Annotated in this window: 16 protein-coding genes; 9 read left to right on the forward strand and 7 right to left on the reverse strand. The window is 51.8% G+C overall.

Features of this window, described 5'->3' with window-relative positions:
- The first annotated feature begins 221 nt into the window (after positions 1 to 221).
- Positions 222 to 1,235: a DUF1559 family PulG-like putative transporter gene (locus SH527x_RS05950; RefSeq protein ID WP_437193735.1), complete on the forward strand. Its 1,014-nt coding sequence runs from the start codon at positions 222 to 224 to the stop codon at positions 1,233 to 1,235.
- Between the two features lie 268 nt (positions 1,236 to 1,503).
- Positions 1,504 to 2,007, forward strand: coding sequence for a hypothetical protein (locus SH527x_RS05955; RefSeq protein ID WP_437193736.1), 504 nt, complete (start codon positions 1,504 to 1,506; stop codon positions 2,005 to 2,007).
- A 10-nt stretch (positions 2,008 to 2,017) separates the two neighbouring features.
- On the opposite strand, the gene bioA is transcribed toward SH527x_RS05955, so the two are convergent.
- Positions 2,018 to 3,424, reverse strand: a complete 1,407-nt coding sequence (gene bioA, locus SH527x_RS05960) for an adenosylmethionine--8-amino-7-oxononanoate transaminase (protein ID WP_437193737.1) — start codon at positions 3,422 to 3,424, stop codon at positions 2,018 to 2,020.
- A gap of 451 nt (positions 3,425 to 3,875) precedes the next feature.
- Between bioA and SH527x_RS05965 the strand changes: the two genes are divergently transcribed.
- Entirely contained in the window at positions 3,876 to 4,877 is a 1,002-nt protein-coding gene (locus SH527x_RS05965) for a hypothetical protein (RefSeq protein WP_437193738.1), read from the forward strand.
- Between the two features lie 28 nt (positions 4,878 to 4,905).
- On the opposite strand, the gene tsaD is transcribed toward SH527x_RS05965, so the two are convergent.
- Together tsaD and rsmD are read right to left on the reverse strand one after the other, a co-directional pair.
- The gene (gene tsaD, locus SH527x_RS05970) at positions 4,906 to 5,964 is read right to left on the reverse strand and encodes a tRNA (adenosine(37)-N6)-threonylcarbamoyltransferase complex transferase subunit TsaD (RefSeq protein ID WP_437193739.1); all 1,059 of its coding nucleotides are present in this window, start codon (positions 5,962 to 5,964) and stop codon (positions 4,906 to 4,908) included.
- Between the two features lie 138 nt (positions 5,965 to 6,102).
- Positions 6,103 to 6,789, reverse strand: a complete 687-nt coding sequence (gene rsmD, locus SH527x_RS05975) for a 16S rRNA (guanine(966)-N(2))-methyltransferase RsmD (RefSeq protein ID WP_437193740.1) — start codon at positions 6,787 to 6,789, stop codon at positions 6,103 to 6,105.
- 305 nt (positions 6,790 to 7,094) lie between these two features.
- Between rsmD and SH527x_RS05980 the strand changes: the two genes are divergently transcribed.
- Positions 7,095 to 8,045, forward strand: a complete 951-nt coding sequence (locus SH527x_RS05980) for a cation diffusion facilitator family transporter (RefSeq protein ID WP_437193741.1) — start codon at positions 7,095 to 7,097, stop codon at positions 8,043 to 8,045.
- A gap of 46 nt (positions 8,046 to 8,091) precedes the next feature.
- On the opposite strand, the gene SH527x_RS05985 is transcribed toward SH527x_RS05980, so the two are convergent.
- The gene (locus tag SH527x_RS05985) at positions 8,092 to 8,862 is read right to left on the reverse strand and encodes a class I SAM-dependent methyltransferase (protein ID WP_437193742.1); all 771 of its coding nucleotides are present in this window, start codon (positions 8,860 to 8,862) and stop codon (positions 8,092 to 8,094) included.
- Positions 8,863 to 9,540: 678 nt separating this feature from the next.
- Between SH527x_RS05985 and SH527x_RS05990 the strand changes: the two genes are divergently transcribed.
- On the forward strand, positions 9,541 to 10,455 hold the full coding sequence (locus SH527x_RS05990) for an HDOD domain-containing protein (RefSeq protein ID WP_437193743.1): 915 nt from the start codon (positions 9,541 to 9,543) through the stop codon (positions 10,453 to 10,455).
- Between the two features lie 1,637 nt (positions 10,456 to 12,092).
- Here the strand turns inward: SH527x_RS05990 and SH527x_RS05995 are convergent.
- From SH527x_RS05995 to SH527x_RS06005, 3 genes are all read right to left on the reverse strand, one after another.
- Positions 12,093 to 12,401, reverse strand: a complete 309-nt coding sequence (locus SH527x_RS05995) for a hypothetical protein (protein WP_437193744.1) — start codon at positions 12,399 to 12,401, stop codon at positions 12,093 to 12,095.
- Between the two features lie 276 nt (positions 12,402 to 12,677).
- Positions 12,678 to 12,935 carry a hypothetical protein gene (locus tag SH527x_RS06000; RefSeq protein ID WP_437193745.1) on the reverse strand — a complete coding sequence of 86 codons (258 nt, stop codon included), beginning with the start codon at positions 12,933 to 12,935 and terminating at the stop codon, positions 12,678 to 12,680.
- Between the two features lie 203 nt (positions 12,936 to 13,138).
- Positions 13,139 to 14,320, reverse strand: coding sequence for a S1C family serine protease (locus tag SH527x_RS06005; protein WP_437193746.1), 1,182 nt, complete (start codon positions 14,318 to 14,320; stop codon positions 13,139 to 13,141).
- Positions 14,321 to 14,943: 623 nt separating this feature from the next.
- Here SH527x_RS06005 and SH527x_RS06010 point away from each other — a divergent pair.
- From SH527x_RS06010 to SH527x_RS06025, 4 genes are all read left to right on the forward strand, one after another.
- A complete protein-coding gene (locus SH527x_RS06010; protein WP_437193747.1) occupies positions 14,944 to 16,791 on the forward strand; it encodes a hypothetical protein in 1,848 nt (615 codons plus the stop codon).
- Between the two features lie 180 nt (positions 16,792 to 16,971).
- A complete protein-coding gene (gene lpxB / locus SH527x_RS06015) occupies positions 16,972 to 18,141 on the forward strand; it encodes a lipid-A-disaccharide synthase (protein ID WP_437193748.1) in 1,170 nt (389 codons plus the stop codon).
- Positions 18,142 to 18,488: 347 nt separating this feature from the next.
- On the forward strand, positions 18,489 to 18,785 hold the full coding sequence (locus SH527x_RS06020; RefSeq protein WP_437193749.1) for a twin-arginine translocase TatA/TatE family subunit: 297 nt from the start codon (positions 18,489 to 18,491) through the stop codon (positions 18,783 to 18,785).
- A gap of 711 nt (positions 18,786 to 19,496) precedes the next feature.
- Positions 19,497 to 20,537 carry a PIN/TRAM domain-containing protein gene (locus SH527x_RS06025; RefSeq protein WP_437193750.1) on the forward strand — a complete coding sequence of 347 codons (1,041 nt, stop codon included), beginning with the start codon at positions 19,497 to 19,499 and terminating at the stop codon, positions 20,535 to 20,537.
- The last annotated feature ends 19 nt before the right edge of the window (positions 20,538 to 20,556 follow it).

A 20,556-nucleotide genomic window follows, 5' to 3' on the forward strand; every position in this document is an offset into this window, starting at 1 on the left:
TATTGACTCCAGTGGTTCGGGGTGTGCCTGTGGGAACATTGCATTTCGACTAACGGTCGATTGCATATTATGGCACCTAAAACTTGTAGCAAGCGGAAATCAATTACCGTAGATTTACATAAATTCTCTCAAATCCATGCAGTAATTTCGACAAACTCAATTTCCTCTGAGATCTCTATCTCTCGTTTTCAGATACCACTCATTTAGTTGGGCCCACGAACATGAAACAACCACGTACTGACGCGTCGCTTAGGCATGCCGATCGCAAAAGTGCCCCTTTTGCAAAGTTCAGGGAACATGTTTCGCGGGGGTTCACACTCATTGAACTTTTGGTCGTCATTGCGATTATCGCAATTCTTGTTTCATTGCTTCTCCCCGCCGTCCAACAAGCTCGCGAAGCAGCCAGACGGTCCAGTTGCAAGAACGCACTGAAGCAATTGGGGCTCTCACTTCATAATTATCTCGATACACATAGCGTCTTCCCTCCTTCCGAACTTGGAAATGGTGACTGCGTAGCGACGGGCAACGTTCCATCGCATTGTTCGATGAACTTGAACGGCTTCGTTCTTCTTCTCCCATTTTTGGAACAAACCCCTCTTTACAATAAGTTGAACTTCAACCAAGCGTTTACCACACAAATATCAGGAGGAGGCAATCCATTATGCGGAGCGACAGCCGCCACTAACATTGCCACTGCTCAGGCGGCCACAAGCGGAATCGCCTCGCTGATCAGTTGCCCTTCAGATGTGACAGCCAGCTATTCAACAGCATACACCCACCGCACCAGCTACGATTTCATCGTGTACAGAGGCCATACAGAATGCAATCAATGGGTAACTCGCGCGACCGCGTCGCGAACCATGTTTGAAGATGGGAGCCGATGCCGTACTAGTGATGTTGTTGATGGGATGAGCAACACCTGTATGATGGCCGAGACACTCAAGGGATGCTGCTTGAACGGGAGCAATGCAGAATGGTATGGTCGTGGCTGGTGTCAGATTGGCCTTACTCTACGTCACAATCCACCAAATCGTTTTGAGCGAGAACCATATAATCCTTCTCAGTATCCGTTGATGAAACTCGGGGATTGGACCAACACCGGCAGCATGCACACTGGCGGAACACAGATTCTCATGGCAGATGGAGGCGTCCGATTCCTGAGTCAGAACACCGCCGCTTCAATTAGAACCTCACTTGACCTGATCGCCGACGGCACGGTTTTAGGTGAGTTCTAAAACAGGAATCGGCTGTTTGATCGATTCCTACAGAAGCCACTTCTGACGGCTGTCCAGCAGTTAGACAACTTCTAGTTCAAGCACAGTTTCCGATCGATAGCTCATTCATAGCGCTAAGAACTCAGGAGACACCGAAGTTCAACTTCCGGTGTCTCTTCCCTCATAAACACAGGCAACTGTAACTAAGACGAACGTAATCTGTCGTCTTCGTCTCGGCTTCCTCTGGAAAATGCGAATCGCCAGAGATGCGAAATTTCAAGGGCTCAATATGAAAACGCAGTTTCCATTCACCAAAAGACTGAAATCCACAGCCTTTATCTGCCTTCTTCTTCTGGGAAATTTCAGTGGATGCGGATCGCAACCTGATGTTCCAGATTTTTATAAAGAACTGGTTCCAGTCTCTGGTGTCATTACATTTAAGAAGCAGCCACTCGCTGGCGCAACAGTGACCCTCGTTCCGTTCGGAACCGATGCAGTTCGGGCAGCCTATGGCTTGACTGACGCAGAGGGAAAATTCAGTGTCATGACACCAATCAATGGCATCTCGCCAGCAAAAACAAAGGGCGCGGTCCCAGGAACGTATCGTGTTTTGATCAGCAAGATTCAGATGCCAGATGGCACCGATATTCCTGCGGAATTGACTCACGCTGACGCAATGCAGCAGGGCGCAAAGGAAATTCTTCCAGCGAAATTCTGGCGCGAGGAAAATTCCGTCCTGACGACTTCAATCCAAAAGGGAACAGCTCCCCTCGAACTGAAATTCGACCTTTAATCATAAGAGATTACGTTGTCGTTTTTGTCACCTCATCGATGCACTCGAGCATGACATCGCAGAGTTTGTCGATGAGGTGAACTAGCATTGCCGGGGCAGGCATCAGGACAGCAACGTCGCCCAACGGACGGACGATCACTCCGCGTTTTCTTGCCGCCAGAGTGATCAAGTGGCCTGTTCGTCGCTCTGATGGAAATGGTTCGAGCGTGTCGCGATCACGAACGAGCTCGATCCCGACCATGACCCCCTTCTGTCGCACCTCTGCAACGTGCGGATGATCCTGTAGGACCGCGAGTCGCTTTTCAATTCGGTCCGCATTCGCTTTGACATTGGCGAGCACGTCGTTTTTGTCAAAGAGTTCCAGCGACGCCAATCCGGCAGCGCATCCCAGAGGATTCCCGGTGTAGGTGTGCCCATGGAAGAATGTTCTTCCTTCTGATGGAGCACCGAGAAATGCAGAGTAGATCTCATCAGTGGCCAACGTCATTGCCAAAGGGAGAATCCCGCCTGTTAACCCTTTCGCCAGGCACATCAGATCCGGTTCAACCTGTTCCTGCTCACAGGCAAACATGGTCCCTGTTCGCCCGAATCCAACGGCAACTTCGTCGGCAATCAACGGGATTCCATACTGCTTCGTTAGTTTGCGAACATGGGCAAGGTAACCGGTGGGGTGAATCAGCATTCCAGCCGCCCCCTGCACCAACGGTTCAATCACGAACGCTGCAATCTGTGATCCATGTTCTTTCAGGATGCGTTCGACTTCATCAAAACAGAACTGAAGATATGCCTCGGCCGACATCGACTCCGGGCGTCGCAGCGCAACAGGAGATGGACAGGAAACCGTCCCGAAAAGCAATGGCCCGTAAACACGGTGAAAGAGTTCCATACTTCCGACGCTGACCGATCCAATCGTGTCGCCGTGGTATGCCTGACTGACTGTCGCAAAGATTGTGCGCTGCGTTTCTTTGTTGGGCTTCTGCCGGTGGTACTGAAACGCGATCTTCAACGCAGCTTCAACAGCGGTTGAGCCACTGTCTGAATAGAACACTTTGTTCAAACCAGAGGGTGTTCGCTCGACGATTTCTCTGGCGAGTTCGATCGACGGCTGAGAGGAAAGCCCCAGTAATGTGGTGTGACTCACCCGATCCAATTGAGCACGAACTGCTGCATCCATCTCTGGCACACGATGACCGTGGACGTTGCACCAGAGTGATGAGATCCCGTCCAGGTAGCGATTTCCCTCAACATCGATCAGATCGAATCCCTCGCTGTCCGAGATGATCGGTGCATTCTCAGCTTCGTATGCCTGCATGGCAGTAAAAGGGTGCCAGACATGCGTGTTGTCCCATGTGCGGAGCTGATCAGGGGATGAAGAATTTGTTGCCACTTGAATCACCTTTTCATTGCACTGATTCATGCTCGGAATCATTCACAGTTGCCGTCTCCCGATCGCAAAGGCGCGTCGCGGAAACGCTCTATGAATGCCCCTTCGCCAGAGTTCACACTCAGACGACGACAGTTCAGGAATTCGGTACAGTAGAAGACCAGAGGGGAACTTTTCAAAGCAACCATGACTCGTGACTCACACGATTCCCTCAATTCCGATCTGTTTATCGTCATCACTCATGCATTGGATCAGTGACATTCGATCTGACGACCACCGAACGAACCGAAAGTGCCTTCCGGCGTTCGATTCGCAAGTTCACAGGAATCGCTGCTCCGGATTGCACCGATTCAGCCCCTCCGCAGGCCGTCAGACATTTTTGACATTTGCTCTGAGTTTCGTCACTGCACTCTTTCTAAGCGGATGCGGAAGTCAGGATGGGGAGCTGACAGTTTCCGAAAATGTCCGATCGCCCAGTTTGCTGATGAGCGAGATCTTGAAGTCAGAAGATCGTTCGGCACTCATTCAATGCCCTTTCGAGATCGTCAATGACACATATTCAGATCGCGTTCTGACTCTCAAGGCCACTGGCTGCTCTTGTTATGGGCTGAACGTCAATGGACAGAAGCTCAAATCTCAGGATTCCTTCTCTGTCAGTTCAGGAAGACATGAGACTGTATTCATACAGGCGTTGCCTCCTGACGCGTCTGGCGAGAAGGAGTACACAGCGGAGCTGGCGATAGAAGATCGGGATCTTCGGCGAACGTTTCCCCTTCGATGCACATTGCAGGTCTATCGGGACATGCAGTTATCACCGCGTGTGCATACGATTCCAGTTCCACAAACTGCAGCCGTCTCCGAAACACTTCAGGTCATGGTGGAGCAGATTTACAGGGGGACGCCATCCGATCGACATGAGATCCAGACAATGCGCTGGCCTGAATGGGCAAAAGCGAACTCCATCAAACAAGTTGGTGCAGTCGAACCCGTTGAAGAAGGCCTGTGGAGAAAGCAATGGAGGATCGAAGTTCAGCTGACACTCTCACCAGAGGAAGCCGCAACAGTTGTGAGTCGCGCGGATCCCTGGTCGTTGCCAGTCGCTATTCTCAATGAACGAGGGGAAGAGTCCGCAAGCGACGATCTGCTATTGAACCTGTCAGCACCACGAACGCTGATCTACCCAAGTCGAATTCTCTTTGGAAGTTTGAACGTCGGAGAGAGTCAGAGACGCAGAATTTTGATCACCAGCGTGATGCAGATTCCCTTTCGCCTCACTGAGATCGAAAATGGAACCCCGGACTTTTTGAATGTCACACTGCCATCAGAACCCGCTGTAGAACAGCGTCTGGAACTCATTGTGACACCGGCTCAAGCTGGACCATTTTCAGGTCAACTCAGATTGAAGACGAACCTCGCAAGTCCGGTGGAAATTCTGATTGATGTCTCAGGACGTGCGACCGACAGTTCCGCTGTCCAACAGGACTGAGATCGGGACGTCGCACTCAGGCATGACACTATGAGTGTCGAACGAGCCCCGGGACGACGTCCACATCAAGACTGGCTGTCTGACCGTTCTCAAGCAGTTCCCAGGCGATTGCTCCCATCGCGGCGTTGTCAGTACACAATGACAGTGGAGCGATCACAATTTCGACTCGGTCCTTCTTTGCAAGCTCTTCAAGACGCTCCCGGAGTCGCTGATTTGCCGCAACTCCTCCCCCGATGCAAAGAGTTTTCCGACGATAGCGTTTGAGCGCCTGACGGCATTTGGCAATCAGGATGTCAACGACCGCTTCCTGAAAACTTGCTGCGAGATCGGCGATTCGTTCTTCGGTCAATGGAGGCGGCGAAGCCAGCGCGCCGGGTTGGCCCAACGCAGCATATCGCACTGCGGTTTTCAGGCCGCTGAAGCTGAAAGCGAGTCGCTCGTCTCGCAGGAATGATCGCGGAAAATTAAACGCCTTCGGGTTTCCGTTCTGAGCCACTTTCGAAATCCAAGGCCCCCCGGGATAAGGAAGTCCTAGCAGTGCTGCCGCTTTATCAAAAGCCTCGCCTGCGGCATCGTCGATGGTCGACCCGAGAAGTTCGTATTCAATCGCACTCCGACAATCATACAGGTTCGTGTGACCTCCACTGACCACAAGTCCGATTGCCGGGAAGATGTCTCGTTGAGCCTGCATGCGGCAGGCATACAAATGAGCGTGAATGTGATTCACAGCGACCAACGGACGATCCAGCACCATCGCCAGAGTCTTGGCCGCAGTCACGCCGACAAGTAACGATCCCACCAGACCGGGCTCTGTCATGACAGCGATGGCCGTGAGATCCGAAAGCTTCACATTCGCTCGGCGAAGTGCTTCATCAATGACAGGCAGAATGCGTTCAAGATGGGCTCGGGAGGCGATCTCAGGGACCACACCGCCAAATCGAGCGTGTAATTCGTCCTGAGACGCAATGACGCTGCTTAAAACCTGACCGTTCCGATCGACAACCGCCGCCGCCGTTTCGTCACACGACGATTCAATTGCGAGTAAAATCGAAGTGACAGAAGCGTCAGGAGTGGATTCGGGAGCCATGACTCTCAAGTTTGAATAAAGGAACTTGCTTGTAAAAGCTCAAGGACCGTGTCGAGAGATTCAGGAATCGCTCATCAGCAAACGACTGAAGCCTGCTCACCAGTTTGCATTGCCAGTTCAACGGTCATCATGAAGACGTTACGAGGACGAACCGGTTTCGGTGCCGCCATCTGCGTCGCCATCTTCAGTGCTGTCATCAGCAATCTCGTCAGCAGCAATTTCAGCATCTTGCGGAATTGCATCCGACACTCGACGGCAGATGTCAATTTTCATGTTTGACGTCTCAAGCGACCAGTCAACCACCCATTGAGGTGGGATGTCATACTTGGCTCGTTCTGGAACCCGAAGAACGAGAGTCGCTCCCTCTGTGCTGACATCAGGTCGAGCGAGCCGAGAGAGAGAAAGCCACAACGGAGACCCTTCAACCATCGAAGGAACCATGGCATATGGAGGGTCAAAAAAGATTGCCTGAAACGGTACGAATGCCGGGGCCTTCTTTCCTTTGGGCCGAAACGAGCATCGTAGCACATCAGCCGGCCAGACCAATGTTTCATCTTCGCACTTCAAGGCAGCGATATTCTGCCGAAGCAACTGCAATGCAACGCGGTCCTTCTCAATAAACGTCACGCAACTGGCACCTCGGGACAACGCTTCCATCCCGATTGTCCCGGTACCGGCGAAAACATCGGCAATCCGGGCTCCGATCAACCGCTTTTCAATGTTCTCAAACAAGGACTCTTTCACCCGATCTGTAATCGGACGAGTCGTCTGGCCTGGACTGGTCAGTAAGATGCGACGGCGGTATTTTCCAGCAATAATTCTCATGCAGAGCAATCAGCAGAGCGTTTGAAGTGGGCCTCGAAAGTGATTCAGTCCACGCATCAGACTGAATCAGCCGCAAGTTAGCAATAGACTCGCTTCAATTTGCGGAGCCCGAGGTCCGAGCTTCTCAGGAACATCATTCAACTTTGATGGAATCGGCGCCTCATTGTCGTGAATATCGTTTGATATAATCAAAACCAATTGAGTTTCGAATTTTGTTCGTATCGAGTTTCCCGGCAGCAATAGTCCCCCAGGAATCTTGCTTTCGGCTCGCTTAAATGGGTCGCACTGTATTTCGGGGCTGTTCTGTGGCTGAAGAAGACGCCTTTCCTGATCCAATCTCGGTTGACTGCGATGTGGATGGTGCGCGCCAACAGCGTTTATCGGACCTGACCTATATTACGCTCGTTGGAATCTGGGTCCGGCTCATCATTGTTGTTGTTGAAGCGGCCGGAGTCATCTGGTCGGATTCGTCCGCGCTGTTTGTCGATGCAATTTCGAGTCTGTTCGACGTCATATCAAGCCTCGTCCTGCTGGCTGCCATCCGTTTTGCCGCACGTCCACCGGACCTTGAGCATCCTTTTGGACATGGTCGTGTCGAGCCATTGGCTGGATTTCAGCTTGGCTTATTACTCTGCGGATCAGGAGTCTGGCTTGGATGGAGTAACGCAATCGCTGTTGCAGGAACCGCTCCACACCGGGACATCCCAGGGTGGACCTGGTTGATTCCCGCTGCAGCCACACTTGCGTTGGCGGTCGTAACGTGGCTCATCTACCATGCCGGTAAACGAACTCGCAGTTCTGCCCTGAAAGCCGAGTCCCTGCACTTTCTGGTCGACGCCCTGACAAGTGTTGTCGCTGCAGTCGCATTGTTGGCCGCGAGTCTGCTGCCTCAATATGGAGCCATCTTTGACCATGCTGGAGGAATTCTGCTGTCCCTGGTCATGATGGGAATTGGTTTGCAGGCGGCAAACGAGAACCTGCATCAGTTGCTGGACCGAGTTCCCCGCGAAGAGGACTTTGAACGGGTTCGAAAGTCCGCATCAAAGGTGGAAGGCGTCATCGACGTCGAGAAGATGCGAATTCAGCACGCTGGCCCCGATGCACATGTCAACATCGACATTGAAGTTGCTCCGGAAGTGACGGTCGCGGATGGGCACAAAATCGCCCAGAAAGTCAGAGCTCAGATTCAAACCGATTGGCCGTTCGTCCGTGAAGTCGTTGTCCACGTTGAACCGTACTACCCCGGTGATCACTAGATGGGCACCAGTAAGAGTGGTCGATCTGAAGATCTGCCGAGATCGCTCAATCAGAGTTGAACGTCCTACGCCTGAAGACAAACTCATTGCAGCCATATCCCCCGGCCTGAGTGGTCAGGTGCGTCAGTTCAAATCCCTGACGTCTGCAATAAAGGAAGACCTCTTCCGGTTTAGCGACTTCAAATGGGTAGCCACCGATCCAGTCAACAATATCATGCCAAGGAGACATCCCTCGGTCTTGCTTCTTCTGCCTCCAATCTGCAAACGGAAGCGGGTTTTGAAGTCGAACAACTCGAATCAACGCCTGCCTGAGTTCGTGTGACAGACCAAATCCCAGGGCGATTAGCGACTTCAATGGGGACGGAGACTGGTTATAGACCTTCTTAATCACCCGCCAGCGACGACTCGCCCCTCCCTGATCGTTGTAAATCGAGATCGCCAGCTGCCCGGACGGCGCAACCAAAGGGAGGACGCTCTCAATCGCTTCCCACATCTTTCCTGTGTGATGAAGAACTCCCCAACTGTAGACGATGTCGGACTCTGGCAATGTCGCTACGAATGCGTCATCAAGAATTGAACCGGAACTGATGATCCATTCCGCGTCCGGTGCAAATCGGCGCTTCATCTCTTCCGTGCATGCCACCGACTGAGGATCAAAGTCGAAGGAACGGACCATCGCTCCGAGCCGGACTGCTGCGAGACTGAACAGCCCACTCCCACAGCCGACATCGAGGAACGTGCTTCCGTCGAGATGATCGACATGCAGCATTACCTTCAACGATTCGACCGCAACTGCGATACGCTCTTCATCAATCACTGACAAGAAATTCTGCCAGTTTCTGCCAAATTCAAATCGAATTTCACCACCAGGTTGGGCAGCTGTTCTGACGAGTGATTGAGTCATTGAATCAGGTCCATGAAGTCCGATGCAGGTCGGATTCGAAATACGAAGGCACACCATCCACTCGGCACTCATTTCGCGACGTTCCCATCATAGCCTCGGCCCGAAGGACTTGTGGCCTCGAAGGGGGACGAAAACCAATTGGAGGACGGAAATTTCTCACCCAAGATGATGCCCCCTGTTTTCCTTCAACTCATCCGCGGATGACGGGGACGAATGCGCGGCGAATTAGTGCCTGCTCTCTAATATTGAATGGTGCATACGTACGTTCGAGTATTTCGAAGCGGAAAAATCACATCAACCGGTATGATCGCCCCGTGATCATGCTGCATTTTCGCGACATCCAGCTTCTTTCTTTGCAACGTGACCTAGAGTTCAAACGGAATTGTGCCTGCCAGAGCGTGTCAGGTCCCTGCCAGAACACATGATCTGTTTGATTGCCTCCACTTCGAATTTCAAGGGAAGTTCAACAGAATCACGCGTACCTGACAGAGGCTGATGCACGCACGCTGCGTTTGGGCCATATTTGAGATCGAATGACAAATTGGGGTCAAAAGGTCGCTGAGATCCATGTATCAGGATGAGACATTCTCTATGGTTCTTGATCTGTCATCGCGGAATGACGACGACGTAATTTCTATTCCAGAAGAAATTCAGAAGCGTCTTGGAGCCCGCCTGTCCAAAATTCAGATGTTGCCCGCAATTGCCCAGCAGGCACTGGAAATGCTGCGCGATCCCGACTGCTCGATTCGTGAAGTCACGAAACTCATCGAACAAGATCTGAAACTGGCAACGGAAATGCTTCGGGTCGCAAATAGCGCGATCTATTCACAGGGACGTCAGATCACCAGCCTTGCGGACGCCACTGTCCGGCTGGGGCTGCAGCAATGTCGCAACCTGATCCTGACATCGAGCTTCGCCAGCTTGATTGAAGGCTTCACTCTGGAAGAAGAATGGGTTCGTGACCTGTTGTGGCGACACGGTCTGGTCACCGCCGTAATGGCTTCCAACATTAACCGATCACTAAAAGTCGGTTGTAATGGGGAAGAATTCTCTGCCGGATTGATCCACGACATCGGCCGTTTCCTCGTCGCAGTTGCCCTGCCTGAACAGTTTCTGGAAGCAGACCCGGTGAATTTCGAGGAACATCCCACCTCGCAATTGCGTCAAGAACAACTCTGCTGGACCACCACACACACGGAAGTCGGCGCCTGGTTCACGACCGAAAACCGATTGCCAGAAGCCATTGTCGCCAGCGTCCGGTATCACCACTTCCCTAAACGAGCCGGTAAGTTTCAGAAACTTGTCGCGTTGGTTGCGGTCGCGGATGACATGGCAAACTATGTCCAGCGAAATGAATCCGCCGCTGGATACGATCCTGAATCCAATCCATTCATTGGAATTCTTGAAGAGAGTGGCGTGAAGCGAGCCCGCGAGTTATTCACAGACTCAGCGGCGAAGATTTTAGAGCAGTCCAGCAACGACGCCTTGGAACTCTGCAAAACCTAAACGTTTTAGTGGTAAATTGAAATTCGAACTCCAGCGAGTCCCCGACCTGCTGGAGTTTTTTGCATTGTGGAACTTTCGGTACACGTTCCATGGATATCAAATAGCAGTTGATGCAGCAAAGGTGATACCCCTCGTGTTGAATCAAGTGTTCAGCAATTAAGTGACGTAGGCCTCGAACAGTTCGGCATAGTATTCCCAGCGGGTAATCAGACGGCGTTACATGACCCCCAATTCAGGTCGTCATTGAACATGCCACCCAGCCCAAGTGATGATCACACTTCACCTGTTCGAGGTTCGATCCCAAACCTATTTCCCGGCCCCGCGAAGTACACGTCCTGCCCCGCAAACAAATCCCAGTTTCCATTGAAGGACGGATCTGGGGGAACGTGATCACAGAAGACAGAAATTGTGTTCCGATTGCTGAAATGCAATTTCATGTCCCATGACAGCGTGTCAATTTCGATCTTGCATATGACTTCACCGACGATTCTCGAAAGACACTCGTGACGTCCCACTTCATTGTCGGAACTGATGATAGGGCCAGAGGGGCCATCCAGCCTCCACGAACACCAAACCATCAGATTTGACTCTCCCTCGAAATGACGAAATTCCTCCGAGTAGTCCTCGCGTCCAAGCGGACTGGAACGTTTCACTCTCGCTCCAAATGCTAGCTCAAAAACAGAGCCGATCCGATCACAGTTGACGTGCCAACAGGGAAGATTCAGCAGCCGCCCCTGCACCTGCGTAGCAAATCGCTCCTTCGTCAGACTGTCGTCTTGACTTACTCGCGTCGGTTCTGAATCAAGTCCCATTCGTCTCGAACTTCCATTTGGCAGGGTGGCATCGTCTGGTTTAATTAAACGGGTGGGCGGGTGCATTGTTTGGTTTAACGACACGGCCCCTATTCAGGTCTTCACTGAACATGCTACCTCGCCACACAGAACTGCGATCCTTTGATTGAGTTCACTCGGTGATTATTCGGCTCCGTCCGTCGTTTCACACCAGCATTCTACGCCGCACTTCTTCTTGTCGGCTTTACACTGGCGCGCAAACCCTACCCCTCCTATCATTAGCGTGAATGGGAGATAGAATGCATTCATAGCGAAGCATGAAAAAAACATGAACCAAATCGACCACTCTAGCTTCGACAGTGCGTCCGCCTCACCCATTTCAAGTTCCCAAGAAAGATTCCTAGCTTCCATCGCATATTTCCAGCACCCAATTTGCACTAAAATCAGAACTAAATGAAGGACCGCAAATAACCAGAAAATTTTAGGTTCAGTGAATATTCTGGTGGCTGAACGCGTGGATCCTGTAAATATCCAATTCATGATGAACATGAAGACCTCTTCTTAGCATTCGTCGCTGACAGAGTGGCATTGCCTGTTTTTACGATATGGCACTCAATACAGTGACGTAGGCTGGGTCCCTAAGACCCAGCATTGAAATGGGATCGGTCAAGTTGGCGCTTGAATGAAAATCGCTCAGGCAGCGGCGAACAAATGGCCAGTGCATCACTCGGTCTGCAGGGCTTGGATCGCTCCGAGAGAGCTGGGTCTAGAGGACCCAGCCTACAAAACTGATTAATTAAACGAGCTTCATGTAGCCCTGTCCAACCCCAGTCTTCATTGAACCTCTCACCTAGCCTTTGAAAATTTTGCATTCCATAATTTCTCAAATTCTTGCAGTGACTGGGGGTCAATTTCAGTAATGAAAGTCTGCGATTCAGGATGAATTGTATAGGGGGCTCCGCTGTAACTGCACCCAAGGGTAGAGTTGGCACAGAAACCACCCCGCTTGCATGTTTCCTGGTTTTCTTCTGTTCCTACCTGAATGGTAAAGTCTTCGCGATCAACTTGTCGTAAATTTGTGACCGCAATTAACAGTAATATAATGCCGAGTATTGCGGTGACCAGCACTTTCTTCTTCGCTGATTGATGGGCCACTTGCTCCTCCGGTGAACGGTTGCATTATTTGGATGAATCTTGAAAAAGTTTTGTAGGCTGGGTCCCTAAGACCCAGCATTGGAATGGGAGCGGTTAAGTTGACTCTTGGATAAAAATCGCTCAGGCAGGGGCGAATAAATGGCCAGTGCATCACTCGGTCTGCCGGGCTGGGATCGCTCCGAGAGAGCTGGGTCTAGAGGACCCAGCCTACAAAACTACAAAACTGGTCTTCATTGAAGATACCGCCCCGCCCACGGAATTCTTCCACCGCTCTGATCACTCCTTGGGAACGGAACCAGGCCGCTCGTCTTTAGGACAACAATCTTCGAGCTGTTTTCTCAGTTGGGCTATCTCCTTCTTTAAAGAGTACGACACACGACTGACACTGAGCATCACCACAGGAAAAAAGCACCACAGCGGATCTATCCTGTCAGCACTCCGAAACACAGCAATCCCCACCAGAATGCTTCCAATAACAAAAGGATAAAACGGAAGTAAAGTATCAGCTCGTTTCACAATCAACTCTTTCAACATTTGAGAACGCTTCTCAAAAAGCAGACTGGAAGTCAGATACGAAATTTGGAACTTCGATCAGAATGATAGCTCTCTCGAGTGCACTTCTGGAATTGGAGTTCTCATTACGTGACCTTTGAATAAACAAAAAAGCGAACTCCGGAATACCGGAATTCGCTCGTTTTTTTCGAATTCAAACGTTTAGTGTAGTTGCCCGACTTAGTTTAGATCCGGTCGGACTCTGAACTGGAGTCGCTTCCGCCGAGTGTCACAGGGACTTTTACGACGCCGTCTTTTCGACGCACTTGCAACTCGACGACATCGCCTGGCTTCTTGCTTTCAATCAAGCCCAGAAATTCTGCTGCGGTCGCTACCGGTTGATCGTTAACGCCAACAATGATGTCGGCGGCAGCGCGATCTTCGATGACAATTGGTCCGCGTCGGGCGATCTGCGGCCCTTTAACTCCAGCCTTCTCTGCTGGCCCCCCAGGTGCGAGTCGCATCACGCGCAGGCCCTGATCAGTTACGGTGACATGTGTGATACCGATCTCGCCACGAATCACTTTTCCATGTTGCATCAATTCAGGCACCACGCGGCGAATCAAGTTCACTGGAATCGCAAATCCGATCCCTGCGCTTTGCTCGACACGGCTGGCAATCGCGGTATTCATTCCAATCAACTGCCCACGCGTATTCAACAAGGGGCCCCCTGAGTTCCCGGGGTTAATGGACGCATCGATCTGAATAATTGACTTGATGACCCAATTTCGCTGAACCTCAAGTGTGCGGTTCAAACTGGAAATTATCCCCTGACTCATCGAGCGTTCCAACCCGAAAGGATTGCCCAGAGCAAAGACGCGCATCCCGACCAACAAGTGATCCGAATCCCCGAGCGGAATCGGGACGAGAACGTCTTCTTTGGTCTCGATCTTGATGATCGCAATATCGTTGACCGGGTCCGCACCAACCAATTTTGCAGTGAGAGTTTCTTCATTGAACAGGGTCACGTTGATCTGGCGAGCCCGTTCGATCACATGAAAGTTGGTCAGGATGTGTCCCTGCTTGTCGAGAACCGCTCCTGATCCGCTTCCTTCTTCAGGAATTGCCATCATGAAGAAGCGTTCCGTCCGTACCCCTGTGGTGGAGATGTTCACAACGCTCCGATTGCAGTTTTCATAGACCGCAACGTTCACGACTTCGTCTGGTGTGAGCCCCTGGGCATTAAACAGATTGGCCGGAATGAGTGTCGGTGTGAATGGCTTCGGAATTGCCGGCAATGAGTACGGATTTCGGTCCGACTGAGCAGCAGCCTGCTGGCCAGTCGACGTCAGCCTGGAATCCATGATCCACAGGGAAAGACAGCTTCCCAGAACGGCTGCTAACAGACAAACAACAAACTGACGCACGGAAGTTCCCTCTGATCAATGCCGACTCGCTCACGCAGCCGAGATCCGATTCCCCCAGACATCGACCTGCTTCGGCGCGATGCCCTTCAATCCAGAACGGCCTCGAACGCGAGGTCCGTTCCCTTCTGATTTCAGTCGTGATCTATATAAATCGTTGGCCCTGAATGCTCAAGGTGGAATTGAGTTTAGCGATTTCTGGCGTCCATTTCTCTGCGTTCAATCGCGGAATTCCGAATCGGATTCTCATAGACGTAGATGCAGTCGCCGAAAAAGCTTGCTTCAAAATTGCATCAGGTGAAGTCGGTCGAGAACCAATTCGAATTCGATCATAAACCGACCTCGACTGATGCTCAATGAGGATTCCGATTTCGGAGCGGGCTTGAAAAATTGGGTCAAATGGCGAATTCAAGTCATCATCGGTAATCTATCCGGTACTCAGGATCCGGTTCACGAATCTGTGAATTGGGTTTTGCCTCATTTTCTGCGAAGCATCGATGAATTCCATGCACCTGCAGGACATGTGAGACACAAAGTGAATGCACACAGCGTGCAATGAGAAATACGGTTGGGGCGGCACGAGATTCGAGCCAGCCTTTATAAAACAAGAATGCAAAAGGCTTCCCATGTCTGGCAAAAACTCAATGAGCCAGCCGACCGGGAAATTGAAGCGGCAGGCACAAATGGATCAGCAATGGCTCCGCGAACTTTGTTTTCGCAAATCCGAATCCGAATCACTGACCAGAGCCGCACAGGCCGGTGATATTGAGCAGTTTTCAACAGAACTGCAGTCGCACCTCGTCAAGAAAAAGACGCTGAGTAAACGCGATCGCCGCCGACTGCAGGAACGGCTCACACAGCTTTGGTCGCCATCGGAATTGGACGATGACCACTCGTTCGCGGCCCTGCTTTTCGATGAAGAACTCGAATCCGCCGAATTCTCGGAACGAGTTGAGTCCATTCTCGCCGGTGCATCGAACGGGTCCGCCGGTCGTGAAGAATCATGCACAGATTCTGTTGTCACAGGCATCTGGATACTTCACCTGCACGCACATCGGCTGCAGGCCAAAGCCCTTTTTGCGTTGTGGCGTTGGATTCTGGATCAAAGCGAACATCTGTATCAGACAGACAGCAAAGTCACCGCCGACGACGGATTCGAAGCCGTTGACCTGATCGAACTGCAGTGTCTGGTCGGATGGCAATACAGTGAACTGAAGTACGAACGAGCTTCGGCAAGTGACGGGGTCAAAGCACTTCGACAGGCACTTGATGCAAGCACAGACGGCGATGGAACCCCGCACGCATGCTGGCTAGAAGAGATCCTGCCGCGACTGGTGCAACTCGCGAGAATCAATCTGTTTGCGTCATCAATTGGCGTCGACCTCTGGGACAGAAAGTCCGAGAAGCGAATCGAACGCTTTATCGGACGCGTGGCAAGCCTGCTGAGTCCCAAATATTTCGCATTCAGTCAAACTCCGGCCTCGCAAGTCTGCCTCCAGCTTCAGGCGGTCATTGATGCATTTGAATTCGAGCAGGACCCCACTGTTCGACGCATGTTAAAACAGTGGTCAGGTGGAGAATCGAAAGCTCTGCGAGGGGATCAGGAACGACTGATTCGCAAGGAATTTGAACGAGAAGCTCATCAATCCGACTGGGCGGAATGGGGAATCCTCCGATCCGCCTGGTCCACTCCCGTCGATCTGTGTGCGGTTCGTTACGACCGTAAAATGCCTTCAATTGAAGTCGTTGTTGCGAACACTCCATTATTCGCCGGTGACTGGAATCACAAGCTGACATTCAACGGGAAGCAGATTTCAACCAGCGGGGAATGGTCCTGCTGTTGCTGGTATCTCGACAAAGATGCTGCATACATGGAACTGCAGTTGAACAATGAAGGCCCGGCGACCGTCATTCGACAGGCACTTCTGATGCGGCAAGAATCCGCCTTGTTCATCGGGGATTCCGTCCGCCTGAATCAATCCGGTGCGATTTCTTATCGTCGCACATTACCGCTAATTGGCGACTGGAACGTTCAGGAAGATGCAGCCACACGCGAGCTGGCGCTGATCAACGATTCGCAACGAGTTCGCGTATTCCCATGGACCAGCCCACAATACCGGGTCGACCGAGCCACGGAATCACTGGCAGTCAAAGACGGGAAACTCGAACTTTCAGTGCAGACAAACGGAAGCGGGCTCTTCGCAGCGACTCTGTTTGAATGGTCACAGAAACAACAGGACCAACCAGTTGACTGGCAACGAGTGACCGTCGCGGAAGATGGAAAAGCACTGCCAGCGGATGTTGCGTCAGCAGTTCGGTTGCGGCTGGGAAAATCGCAGTGGCTTGCGTACCACAGCCTGAAAAAGCCGCCCATTCCCAGAACGACAATGGGGCTGCATACTCCGAACGAAACTGTGATCGCACATGTGACAGAGTCCGGAGAGATCAAGGCTCTTGTCGAAGTCGAACTCTAATTCGATGCAGCTCATCAGGAGTCGACATTCGTTCCAAAACCAGACTTAATTGCTGGCAAAACTGACGGGCGTTCAGGCGGCCTGTTCAAGTTCGCATGGCATCACAGGCTGAACTTTTGATAAAGTGTCGACTTCAAAATGGATTTTTGATGCGCCCAATGCAGGCGGACAGGACGTGGCATGCATCTCTTTTTTTCTGTCGGGGAACCGAGTGGTGATCAACACGCAGCTCAGCTGGTCGCGGAGCTGCGTAAGCGCCATCCAGACCTGCGAGTCAGCGGTTTCGGCGGGCATGAGTTAGAGAACGCTGGTCAGGAACAACTGTTTCGTCTGACCGACATGGCCGTGATGGGATTCATGGCTGTGCTGCCGTTGATTCGAAAATTCTGGGGCTTGTACAAACAGGCCGGTACTTATCTCGAACGCGAACGGCCTGACGCGGTTGTTCTTGTCGACTTTCCCGGGTTCAACTGGTGGATCGCCAAAGCCGCGAAGCGAGCAGGAATTCCGGTTTACTACTACTGCCCTCCGCAACTGTGGGCCTGGGCTGGCTGGCGGATTCGTAAAGTCCGCAAGTATGTGGACTGCGTGTTGTCTGTGCTCCCCTTCGAAGCTGAGTGGTACCGCGATCGGGGAATTGATGTCGAATACGTGGGGCACCCCTTCTTCGATGAGGTAGCGCACTCTCAACTCGACGAACCGACACTCCAAACACTACGCAATCAGCCAGGAAAACGGCTCGCCATTCTCCCTGGTTCCCGCCGGCAGGAAGTCAATCGCAACTTTCCAATGATGCTGCAGATTGCGAAGGTGCTTCATGAGAAACACCCAGACGTTCGATTCCCAATTGCATGTTACAAGCAGTGGCATTTCGATCGATGCAAGGAATTACTGGCAGAAAACGGTTCTTCTCTGCCCATTGATTTTTACCTCGGCAAAACACCAGAGGTGATCGAAACGGCCGACTGCTGCTTTATTGTCTCCGGCTCAGTCAGCCTGGAATTGCTCGCACGCCGCAAGCCGGGAGTCGTGCTCTACCGCGGCGGCGGCATCATGAAATTCATCTGGCTGAATCTCGTCACCTGCGACTACATGACACTTCCGAATCTCATTGCCGACCGCCCAATGATGCCTGAATTTGCCTGCACCGACGAGGAGGGTCCGCATGTTGATGAGATGATTCGTATTCTCGACAGCTGGCTGTCCGATGACGAGCTTCTGCGGTCGAAGCAACAGGAAGTCGCCGCTCTCGCGGACAGCATCGTCGAAGCAGGAGGATTGGCACGATGTGCGCAGACGCTGCTGAAACGATTGGAATCTGTCCCGGATCCTGTTCAATCTGCTGCATAACCGAATCGACACATCTTCCTTTTTGTATTGATGTTGTAGAAAAAAGAGAAATTGTTTTGATCGGTCGGGTTTGACTTAGGTCGGCCTTCTCTTATGATTGCTGTTGCTCAACCGGTTTGCTCTTTAATCGAGCGGGCCAAGCGAGTGCAATTGACCGGTGACTTCCCGGACAGGTACTCGTGCGCTTCATGCCCGCCTCTCGCGATTCACCGATAGTCGATTGCTGTCGACATTTTGCCACTCATGTCGAGGCGGCACTGGTCGAATGGATAACGCCGAATCCCATACAGAGTTGGAAGCGGCAGTTCGAATCGGAAATGCTTAACTGCTGTCTCAAGAGGTGAACGATGTTTGGAATTGGACCGCCAGAAATGCTCTTTTTGGCTTTTATCGCTTTGCTGCTGTTCGGGAAGAAACTGCCTGAAGTTGCAAGAAGCATGGGTAAAGGCATTGTTGAGTTCAAAAAGGGAATGAACGGCGTCGAAGACGAAATCCGTTCGGCTGGAAGCAGCAATAACTACGCGAACAGTTCGGCATCGAACACCGCTCGCCCATCAGTTGAAAGCGACGAGCAGAGCTGGAAGGCTCCGCGGTTCGATCCGCCGACAACTGAGCCGAAAAAAGAAGAAACTTCCGCCACATAGTCTGTCCCCCAAGTCTTCAGCAATGGGGACAGCGACATGACGTGCGGAATACGAGATCAGGCCGAACCTAGGTTGTCACAGCAACTTCAGATTCGGCCTTTTCATTTGGCAACAGGTACTTTGAGCTTCGAATCGACGAACAAAGGTTCGCAGCAAGATTGGCACTGGCGACTGAAAGTTTACCTTCAATTATTGAGTGGGATCGCCCTGTAAGACCATTGATAACTGACAGAATCGCCTTACCGGAACACTCGAAGAACTCCGCAAAAGTGGACGCGCAACATCAATTTTTGATTTCTGAAAGGTCCGGCAGACAGCAGTGTTGGCAATCGCAACGCTGGATTTTATGATCAATCAAACTCCTCGGAAACCAATTGCGGGTCGAATGTTGCAGGCACAGTAGAGATTGAAGATTCAGGTGTGTCTGGTTTTCAACACGACGTGCACTCTCCGAGGCGGGTCATGCGTTCGTGGTTCAAGCCCGTCGCGAAAATGGATTCCCCTGCAGAACCACTGCTTGAGTGAAGGACAATCAGCTTGAGATGGACGTGATCCATTGCCGGTTGTTCCTCATGCTGCAACCCCCTCTGCAGGTGAACGGTAACGGCCGCACCAATGATGTATCAGCTTCGTCCCTGTCCATTCAGCGGTGTCCACGAACAACCTGCACCTTCCAGCTGAATCATCCCTCCAGAACTGCAGAAACGTCCCATGCTGCTGCTCATCATTCGGGCTTCCTACATTCTTATTTGCGTCGGCGCGCTTGCAACCTTCATGTTCAGCAGCGATGCCCCGTCGCCGTGGATGAAAGAGTATCCGGTCATCAGCTTCTGCCTGATGACGTTGCTGACGATGAGCGTTTTGCTCGTCGATGTGCTGATCCCGCAGAAGCGAGTCGACATTGTTTCCGCAGTCTATTTCGGACTCTTCATCGGACTGCTGCTGGCGTATCTCTTCAATCTTGCGCTACGGCCGCTGTTTGCAATGCAGGAACTCTTCCAGGGAGATGGTCCCGGCTTATCAGCTGCTTTTTCCCTGTTGACGATTCTGATTCTGCCTTACCTTTGCATTACTTTCCTGCTTCAGACCAAAGATCAGTTCCGACTGGTGATCCCCTATGTGGAGTTCTCCCGTGAACTCAAAGGGGGACGCCCTTTGATTCTCGATTCGAGCGCACTGATTGATGGCCGAATTGCAGACATGGTGACAACGCATATTGTCGATTCCGAGTTTGTAGTGCCTCAATTCATCTTGCAGGAAGTTCAGGATATCGCGGACAGCCATGATCGCCTGCGTCGAGGCCGTGGCCGACGTGGACTGGACGTTCTGAAGAAACTGCAGCAGGACCCCAAAGTGGAAATTCGGGTCCATGAATCCAAAACCAGTGCCGACAAAACAATTGATCAGCGGCTGGTAGAACTCTCCCGCGAATTGAATGGGCGCCTGGTCACCAACGACGTCAATTTGAACAAGCTGGCCAGCGTTCAGGGAGTGGACGTTGTCAACCTGAATGAAGTTGCCAATGCCCTGAAGCCTCGTTTCATTCCGGGCGAGCACGTTCGAATTCGCATCATTAAAGAAGGCGAAGGACTCGGACAGGGAATCGGCTATCTCGATGACGGCACGATGGTCGTTGTTGAGCAAGGGATGAAAGAGATGGGCAAGGAAGTCGACACTGTCGTCACCAGCGTCCTGCAGAACAGCGCTGGCCGTATGATCTTCTCACGACTGGCCGATGGTCAGATCGCATAGCCCTGTCCTTCTCACCTGA

Origin of the sequence: Planctomicrobium limosum (assembly GCF_051465645.1) — a bacterium.
Classification (GTDB): Bacteria; Planctomycetota; Planctomycetia; order Planctomycetales; family Planctomycetaceae; genus Planctomicrobium.